This is a genomic window from Mycobacterium sp. (assembly GCF_049281135.1).
Lineage (GTDB): Bacteria > Actinomycetota > Actinomycetes > Mycobacteriales > Mycobacteriaceae > Mycobacterium.
Window position 1 is genome coordinate 1 of sequence record NZ_JBAPRN010000719.1, and the last position, 8,115, is coordinate 8,115.

The 8,115-nt window shown below is 65.6% G+C and carries 9 protein-coding genes; 2 read left to right on the forward strand and 7 right to left on the reverse strand.

Going from position 1 to position 8,115, the window contains the following annotated elements:
• On the reverse strand, positions 1-318 hold a 318-nt coding region (locus WAN02_RS28665; RefSeq protein WP_422268774.1), incomplete at its 3' end, for an isocitrate lyase/phosphoenolpyruvate mutase family protein.
• Complete coding sequence (gene prpD / locus WAN02_RS28670) at positions 315-1,829, reverse strand: 2-methylcitrate dehydratase PrpD (RefSeq protein ID WP_422268775.1); 1,515 nt, start codon at positions 1,827-1,829, stop codon at positions 315-317. The genes prpD and WAN02_RS28665, both read right to left, overlap by 4 nt.
• A gap of 121 nt (positions 1,830-1,950) precedes the next feature.
• Between prpD and WAN02_RS28675 the strand changes: the two genes are divergently transcribed.
• The gene (locus WAN02_RS28675) at positions 1,951-3,375 is read left to right on the forward strand and encodes a short-chain fatty acyl-CoA regulator family protein (protein WP_422268776.1); all 1,425 of its coding nucleotides are present in this window, start codon (positions 1,951-1,953) and stop codon (positions 3,373-3,375) included.
• Here WAN02_RS28675 and WAN02_RS28680 read toward each other — a convergent pair.
• Positions 3,359-3,874 carry a DoxX family protein gene (locus WAN02_RS28680; RefSeq protein WP_422268777.1) on the reverse strand — a complete coding sequence of 172 codons (516 nt, stop codon included), beginning with the start codon at positions 3,872-3,874 and terminating at the stop codon, positions 3,359-3,361. The genes WAN02_RS28675 and WAN02_RS28680 overlap by 17 nt on opposite strands.
• Positions 3,875-4,137: 263 nt before the next feature.
• Here WAN02_RS28680 and WAN02_RS28685 point away from each other — a divergent pair, with 263 nt between their 5' ends.
• Positions 4,138-4,323, forward strand: a complete 186-nt coding sequence (locus WAN02_RS28685; protein ID WP_422268778.1) for a hypothetical protein — start codon at positions 4,138-4,140, stop codon at positions 4,321-4,323.
• Between the two features lie 50 nt (positions 4,324-4,373).
• On the opposite strand, the gene WAN02_RS28690 is transcribed toward WAN02_RS28685, so the two are convergent.
• From WAN02_RS28690 to WAN02_RS28705, 4 genes are all read right to left on the reverse strand, one after another.
• The gene (locus WAN02_RS28690) at positions 4,374-5,597 is read right to left on the reverse strand and encodes a DUF1298 domain-containing protein (protein WP_422268782.1); all 1,224 of its coding nucleotides are present in this window, start codon (positions 5,595-5,597) and stop codon (positions 4,374-4,376) included.
• A 26-nt stretch (positions 5,598-5,623) separates the two neighbouring features.
• Positions 5,624-6,412, reverse strand: coding sequence for an alpha/beta hydrolase (locus tag WAN02_RS28695; RefSeq protein WP_422268779.1), 789 nt, complete (start codon positions 6,410-6,412; stop codon positions 5,624-5,626).
• Between the two features lie 84 nt (positions 6,413-6,496).
• Positions 6,497-7,396, reverse strand: coding sequence for an alpha/beta fold hydrolase (locus WAN02_RS28700; RefSeq protein WP_422268780.1), 900 nt, complete (start codon positions 7,394-7,396; stop codon positions 6,497-6,499).
• Between the two features lie 48 nt (positions 7,397-7,444).
• Positions 7,445-7,918 (reverse strand): VOC family protein, encoded by a 474-nt coding sequence (locus tag WAN02_RS28705; RefSeq protein WP_422268781.1) that lies wholly within the window; start codon positions 7,916-7,918, stop codon positions 7,445-7,447.
• Between the last annotated feature and the right edge of the window lie 197 nt (positions 7,919-8,115).

Here is an 8,115-nt window from a genome sequence, read left to right on the forward strand (position 1 = left end):
GGTGCGCGCAGCACTCATCGGTTCGCCGAATCCGGTGTCCGCATCGATCAGCGTGGGCAGGTCGGTGACCGCCGCGATCTGCGCGCCGCGCGTGGTCACCTCGGTCAGCGTGGTCAGCCCGATGTCGGGCAAGCCCAAGTCGGCGGACAACACCGCACCCGAGACATAAACCCCCTCGAATCCGATCTCGGTGACAAGCTTGGCCACCAACGGGGAGAAAGCGCCCGGGAAGCGTTGCAGCCGGCCCGAATTCATCACGGCCCGAAAGGCGGCCCGCTTGTCGGCGGCGCTGGACGCGGACGCCAGCAGCCCGGTCACCGGAAGATCCCGGACGGAATCGTCGGCGCCTTGTCCAGCACCTCGGGCAGCACCCGTACGTTCAGCGAGCCCAGCTGATCGCCCTTCAACTCGCGAACACGCTGCACGGCGTCCAGGAACCGTTGCTGCTCAGCGGGATCCACCACACCGTCGGCGAGATGGGTGAACTTGCCGATGTACTGCTCGCGCCCGAATGGCCTCGCGCCCAGCGGATGTGCGTCGGCAACGGCCAGCTCGTCGGTGATCACCTCGCCGCTCTTGAGCGTCACCTCCGCGCGCGCCCCGAAGGCCTTCTCGGCCGGGTCGCTCGAGTGGTAACGGCGGGTCCACTCCGGATCCTCGACAGTGGAGATCTTGCGCCACAGCTCGACGGTGTCGGGCCGGTGCGCACGCTCCGGGGCATAGGAGAGTTCGTGGTCCCAGGCGCCGTCCTGCAGCGCGACGGCGAAGATGTACGGCAACGAGTGATCCAGCGTCTCCCGCGAGGCGTCGGGGTCGAACTTCTGCGGGTCGCCGGAACCGGTGCCGATCACGTGGTGGGTGTGATGGCTGGTGTGCAGCACGATCGTTGCGATCTGGTCGAGATCGCCGATGCTCGTCCGTAGCCGGCGGGCCAGGTCGATGGGCGCCTGGCTCTGGTATTCGGCGGAGTGCTCTTTGGTGTAGCTGTCCAGAATGGCCCGCTTGGCCTCCCCCGGCGCCGGCAGTGGCACCTGGTAGGTGTGCTCGGCGCCGGACAGCAGCCAGGCGATCACGCCGTCCTCGCCTTCCCAGATGGGCGCCGGTGATCCTTCGCCGCGCATGGCGCGGTCGACGGCCTCGATGGCGACCTTGCCGGCCAGGGCGGGCGCGTAGGCCTTCCAGCTGGAGATCGATCCCTTGCGGGATTGCCGAGTCGCGGTGGTCAGGTGCAGCGCCTGGCCGATCGCTTGATAGATGGTGTCGACGTCGAGTCGCAGCATGGCGCCCAGTCCGGCCGCCGCCGACGGGCCGAGGTGCGCGACGTGGTCGATTTTGTGCTCGTGCAGGCAGATTCCCTTGACCAGGTCGATCTGAATCTCGTACGCCGTCGCCAGACCGCGAATCAGGTCGTTGCCCCGCACACCGAGCTGCTGGGCGACCGCGACCAGCGGCGGGATGTTGTCGCCGGGGTGCGAGTACTCGGCGGCCAGAAAGGTGTCGTGGTAGTCCAGCTCGCGGACTGCGACGCCATTGGCCCAGGCCGCCCACTCGGCCGAGTAACTGCCGTCGACGCCGAACACCGTCGCGCCCGGGGTACCCGGCGTAGCCGGATGAGACACAGCCTGGTGCCGGGCGGTGGTGACCGATCTCCGCAGCACCGACGCAGCGCTGACCGCCGCGTTGTCGACGATCCGGTTGATCACCATGGCCTCGGTCTCCGGAGCTACCGGAACCGGGTCGGCGGCAACCTGCGCGATCTTGTAGGCCAGGTGCTCGGTGATCGGGAAGTCGTCGGCGCTGCGGTGGGTCCGCACCTCATGGTTCAACATAGTTCGCACACTATGCAAAGTCGGCGGCGAGGGAAAGTACCTGTACATGCGTATTTTTGCGTCCTGACTCGCCGCAAATTGCGAATATTGTGTAAGCCACCGCGGAGTAAAGTGTCAACGCGTGGCGAAGATCTTTTCGGGTGCCCGGCTGCGGCGGCTGCGAAACGAGCGCGGCCTGAGCCAAGCGGCGTTGGCGCGGACGCTGAATCTGTCCACCAGCTACGTGAACCAGCTGGAAAACGACCAGCGGCCCATCACGGTGCCGGTGCTGGTGGCCGTCGCGGAGCGATTCGACCTGCCGTCGAATTACTTCTCCACCGATTCCGACGCCCGGCTGGTGGCCGACCTGTCCGACGTCTTCACCGCCACCAGCCCCGACGACTCGGTCAGCTCGATGCACATCGAGGAACTGGTGGCACGGATGCCCGACGTGGGCCGCAACCTGGTCACCGTGTACCGGCGACTGCGGGACGCCACCGAGGAACTGGAGGCCTATCGCTCGCACGCGACGACCGAGACGCCGCAGCCCGCGGAGCGGCCGATGCCGTTCGAGGAAGTGCGGGACTTCTTCTACGACCGCAACAATTACATCGGCGAACTCGACATCGCGGCCGAGCGGATGTTCGTCCAGAACGGGATGACGTTGGGCGGCCTGGACGTCCAGCTGTCGGCGCTGATGCACGAACGGTTCGGTGTGCGGGTGGTGGTCGACGCCGATCTTCCCGCGCACGCCAAGCGCTGGTACGACCCGGAGACCAAGGTGCTACGGATCGCGCAGAGGTTGTTGGCGGGCCAGCGCGCATTTCAGATCGCCACCCAGCTGGCCCTGGTGAGTCAACCGGAGCTGCTGTCGGCGATCGTGGCCACCGACGACCAGCTCACCCCGGAATCCCGCGGTGTCGCACGCATCGGTCTGGCCAACTACTTCGCCGGCGCATTTCTGCTGCCCTATCGTGAATTCCACAGCGCGGCAGCCGAATTACGTTACGACATCGACCTGCTGGCCCGCCGTTTCGAGGTCGGATTCGAAACGGTGTGTCACCGGCTCTCGACGTTGCAGCGGCCGCAGCAGCGCGGCGTGCCGTTCATTTTCGTCAGAACCGACAAGGCCGGCAACATCTCAAAACGTCAGTCCGCCACAGCATTTCACTTCAGCCGGGTCGGAGGCAGCTGTCCACTGTGGGTTGTGCACGACGCTTTCGCCCAGCCGGGGCGGATCATCACGCAGGTCGCCCAGATGCCGGACGGCCGTTCGTATTTCTGGCTGGCCAAGACCACCGCGCCCGAAGGTCAGGGCTATCTCGCTCAGCACAAGAGCTTCGCCATCGGTTTGGGCTGTGACCTGATGCACGCCGACAAACTGGTCTACTCGACCGGAATCGCGCTCGACGATCCGAGCACCGCCGTCCCGATCGGCGCCGGCTGCAAGATCTGCAACCGCTCGGCCTGCGCGCAGCGGGCGTTTCCCTACCTCGGCCGACGCGTCGCGGTCGACGAGAACACCGGCAGCGGCCTGCCGTATTCGCCAGCTACTGAGTCTGCTTGACCGGCGGCCGGTAGAACAGCGCCAGCTGGCCGAGCGCCCCACCGATGCCCAGCAGCAAAGAACCGAAGAGTCCGTGCCAGCCGGGGTGAAAGAGGTAACGGCCAAAGATCTGGTAATCCAGGCTGTACCGCCCCGGGCCCAGGGTCGCGACGGCCACCGCCGCGGTCGCCAGAACCAGGTTGTACTCCCAGCCCTCTTTGACGATGAAGAAGCCGTTGTGGCGGTGCACGGTCCACGCCGCGACCAGCATCAGCGCCACGAAACCGGCGGCAGGGATGGGAGTCAGCAGGCCGGCAGCCAAGCCCAGGCCCGCGCTGATCTCCGTCGTCGCGGCAACGACGGCCTGAAACGTGCCGTACTTCATACCGATGCTTTCGAACCAAGCCGCGGTACCCGGTATCCGGCCACCACCGAAGAATTTGTTGAAACCGTGTGCGGCCAGCGTCAAACCCAGCACTAGCCGCAGGATCAGCAACCCGACGTCATAGGCATCATTCATAGACGTCAACCTAGATCATCAGCTAGGCACGGGATAGCTAGAGGTAACCTGCCGGCCGCACACATCGCAAAGGAGCGGCAATAAAGGTCGCGATCATTGGCGCCGGCAACATCGGGCGCTGATTAGGCACCGCGTGGCACAACCGCCGCCACGGTACGGTCTGGGCCAACGAAGCCGCGGGGTCAGACGCCGAGGTCGGATTCGGCATCCTGGGCGGCCGAGCCTGATCATCAGGATGCCCACACGACCCGTGATACTGCTGGATGGCGACGCGTCGTCTCCGCCGGAGGTTCTGGTTCACAAGGGACACCCTGCTAGACCTCCGGTTCAGCGACGACGTCGAAAAAGCCTTGGCCGCAGAGGGCTCGGCCGAGTTCGCCCGCGACTCGCGGCGGCGATTCAGCGAGCCCTACCAGCGCATCACCCGGTTCGAGCTGCACGAGAGCTGATCCTGGCCACCGGTCGGACCCGCGAAACCGATGATGCTTAAGCATTTTCGCTACAGCTCGGCGTCCAATCGGGCGACATAGTCGTCGATGTCACCGACAGCGGACTCGGCCGCATGCACACTGACGGTCACGGTGTCACCGACGCCCCACACGCCGTGGGTGAGACCCATCACCGGTGACAATCCCGGATAGACGGCAGTCAGCAGCACCGGTGCGTCGCCAAGGCGCAGGTCGGTGGGTACCCGGTAAATGCTTGACACCACGGTATTTCCAGATACCCGCGATGGCCGCACCTCGGGATCGAAAAGGCTGACACCCCAGCGCAGCAACGGAGCAGGAACGGCCGCAAATGCCCGGTCCGCCGCCCGGACCGCCGGGTGCTCGTAGCGGCGGCGGGCATTGGCCAAATCTGCGCCGATCCGTTCCAACCGAGCCTGTCGACCCAGCTCCGGATACAACCCGACGGTGACCGGGGCGAAGTGATTGTGACCATGAGGCACACCAGGTTTGACCATCGTCACCTCGGCCACCATCGACGCGACCTCCTCGCCCAGGTGGCCGGAGAGCGCACCCGACACCGCGGCGAGCACCGCGACGGTGGCGCTGGGGCCATGCAGCAGCGAGCGGTGCCGCAGCAACGTGCGCACGGACCGCGTGCCCGTTGGGCGGTCGTTGGTGGCCAGCGCCGGCCGCGCTCCGATCGCCGGAGGTAACAGTCCGGCGCGGGTATCGCGCACCTGCCTGCGATGAGCTTGTGCCGCAACGAGGCCGCGCCACGGTAGGAAGCCCGACGACGGTGCGAATTCAGGCACCGGAGTTGTGCGGCCGAACAGCCAGGCAGCCATGGCCAATGCCCGCGGACCGTCGGACAGCGCGTGCGCGAACTGCATGACCGCGACCGTGGCCGGGCCGGTGCTGCCCGGAATGCCGTGCACCGGCGCGAAGAGGTGCATGCGCCAGGACGCCCGGCGGATGTCCAACTGGTCGTCAGCCAGCCTGGTCACCGCGTCCAGGCAGCCACCCCAGCTGGCGTCATCCAGGTGGTGACGCAGCACCTGGTCGGGCTTGATCACCGTCGACACCCAGCGCGGGTAGGTCAGCGGTGATCCGTCCTCGACACGCACCGACAATGCGGGACAGGCCTGCGCCCTGCTGCGTACGTCGTCGATGGCGCGCCCGAAATCCGTTGGCTCACCGTCGAATGCGTAGAGCAAGAACTCGTCGCTGGGGACCTTGGCCGACATCCAATAAAACTGCGCGTCGACCGCCGTCATCCGGGTCGCAGTCGGCCGGCTATCCGTCATAGCCCACGGGCCGTGAGCCAATTGCCGATTCTTTCAGCGACTGACTGCCATCCAGACTCCAACATCATGTCGTGGGCCATGTCTGGGAAGATCTGCGCCTCAGCGCCGTAGACCGCAGCGGTGCGATGAATTTCGCGCTGCGTGACCATCGCGTCGTGCTCGGCCCCCAGCACCAGCATCGGGATGCGGTTGACGCGCTTGGTCCTGACCGGATCGAGGGCAAGCATGTCGAGAAACGCTCGGTACGACTCGTCCTGAACACGCCGCTGATACGAGTTGACCTGCGGATCAGGCATGGACGCGGAAAACAACAGGGCTCGCACCAGATCCGGGGTGGCGAGTAGCGGGCCGAGTCTCATCAGCACGTTGATCTTGAGGAACGTCACCGGGTGGTGCAGCGCGATGTTCAAGGTCAGCCGAAGTATGCCGTTGGGCGGAATAGGTGCGACGAGGACAGCCCCGGCGGCGCAGTGGTGTTCCAGGTATTGCTGGACCACGAAGCCACCCATCGAATGCGCGACCAGAACCGGCGGAGTCGATAGTTGCGCCGCCGTCTCGGCGACGTCGTCCGCGTATTCCTGAATTCGTGTCCAGCGCAGACGCTCCCCGCCGGAACTCTGCCCGTGGCCTCGCAGGCTCACCGCGATGGCGTGGTATCCCTGAGCCGCGAAGAAATCCAGGAAATGCTCATCCCAGCACCATGCTGCATGGAAAGCACCGTGCACAAAAAGCAGCGGAACGGGATGCGATTCGGTGGCAGACCCTTTGTCGATCACTTCGAGCATGCGCCGACCCCTTCGCTCCGTTGCCGCACTCCGTCGCATTTTGTCAAGCGCGACGACCTCTAAGGCAGGATTCGGTCGATTCCCTCAGCGGGCCGAGCCGATGAAATCGAGCACCAACTCGGCGACTCTGTCCGGCTGGTCGAGCTGCAGGAAGTGTCCGGCACTGTCGACGACACTCACATCGCTGTCGTCGGGAAGGGCGTCGGGTATCCAACGGGTGAAAGCCGATGTCATGCAACCGTCGTCGCGTCCGTGAAGATACAAGCTCGGCAACTTCGGCCTCGACATCCAGTGCTGGTGCAGGTCGCGGTACGGCGTCGGCGGGCGGGTGTTGCGGATCGCGGCCCGGTAGGGCCCAAGCGCGGCGCGCCAGCTCTCCGGTGTGCCGATCGCGGCGTCGACGTGACGCAGGTCCGTCTTCGCGTCGTAACCCGGTGACCATCGCTTCCAAAGCCGCGGCAATACCCAGGACGCCGAACGCTCTGGCAGCCAAGGCAGTTGGAAGTACATGATGTACCAGCTGCGCAGCAACTGAGGCGGGATCTGCGCCAGCAGCCGGCCGGTATCGCGAATCCGTCCCCGAAACGCCGCAGCAGGTGGCAGCGACATGATCACGGCTTTGGCGAATGGGCTGTCCGGGATCGCGGCGAGGCCGGTGGCCGCGATCGCACCCCAGTCGTGGCCGATCACCACGTCGCGGTCGGTGCCGCCGGCTGCCGCACGCACCTCCAGGGCGTCGTGCATCAACGCGCCGATGTGGTAGCTGCCGTCCGCCGGGATCGACGACGGCGCATAGCCGCGCATGAACGGCGCCACCACGCGCCAGCCGGACTCGGCCAGTCGCGGCGCGAAATTGCGCCAGCCGTAAGCGGTGTCGGGAAATCCGTGCAGGCACAGCGCAATTGGCCCATCGGAGGGCCCCCACGTCAACGCCTTCAACTCCACGTTCGGAGCTTGAACATCGATCCAGCGGGGTTTCGGCATCGGCGCACGGTCGGGCATGATTCCAAACTACGTCGTCATGCCAACCGCTCAGACCGAAGCCACCGCTTTCTCGAGGTCGGCGATGACGATTTTGCTCATGCCGTACATCGCCTGGGTGGCGGCGGTGGCGCATGCCGGATCCGGATGGCTGACCAGATCGTAGAGCCGCCCTGGAATCACCTGCCAGCTCAGACCGAAGCGGTCCTTGCACCAGCCGCACTGCGATTCCTCGCCGCCATCGGTCAGCCGACTCCAGTAGTAGTCGACCTCGTCCTGGTCCTTGCAGTCGATCGTGAAGGACACCGCCTCGCTGAACGAGAAATGCGGACCACCGTTGATCCCGATGAATCGGTTCCCGTCCAGCACGAAGGTGCCGGACAGCACCGACCCGGGTTCGCCGGGGCCGGCGTCGGTGCTTCGGTTGAAGTCCTCGATGTACGAGTTCGGGAATATCGAGGTGTAGAACGCCGCCGCCTCCTCCAGGTTGTGGTCGAACCACAGTGCGGGGGTGATCGAGGGCATGGTCGCCTCCTTGGTCGTTGGTTGTGGTCAGGAGTGTTCACCTGGATAGACCCTCGCGGCGCCGAAAATTCACCGCTGTAACGTCAGGCGGGTAATGCCTGGCAACGATGCCACGCATCCGGCCGAGGAGGTGCCCGTGACTGTCGTGCGCAACACTCCCCACACTGTCGAGTTTTCCGGTGTTCAGGGACTCACGC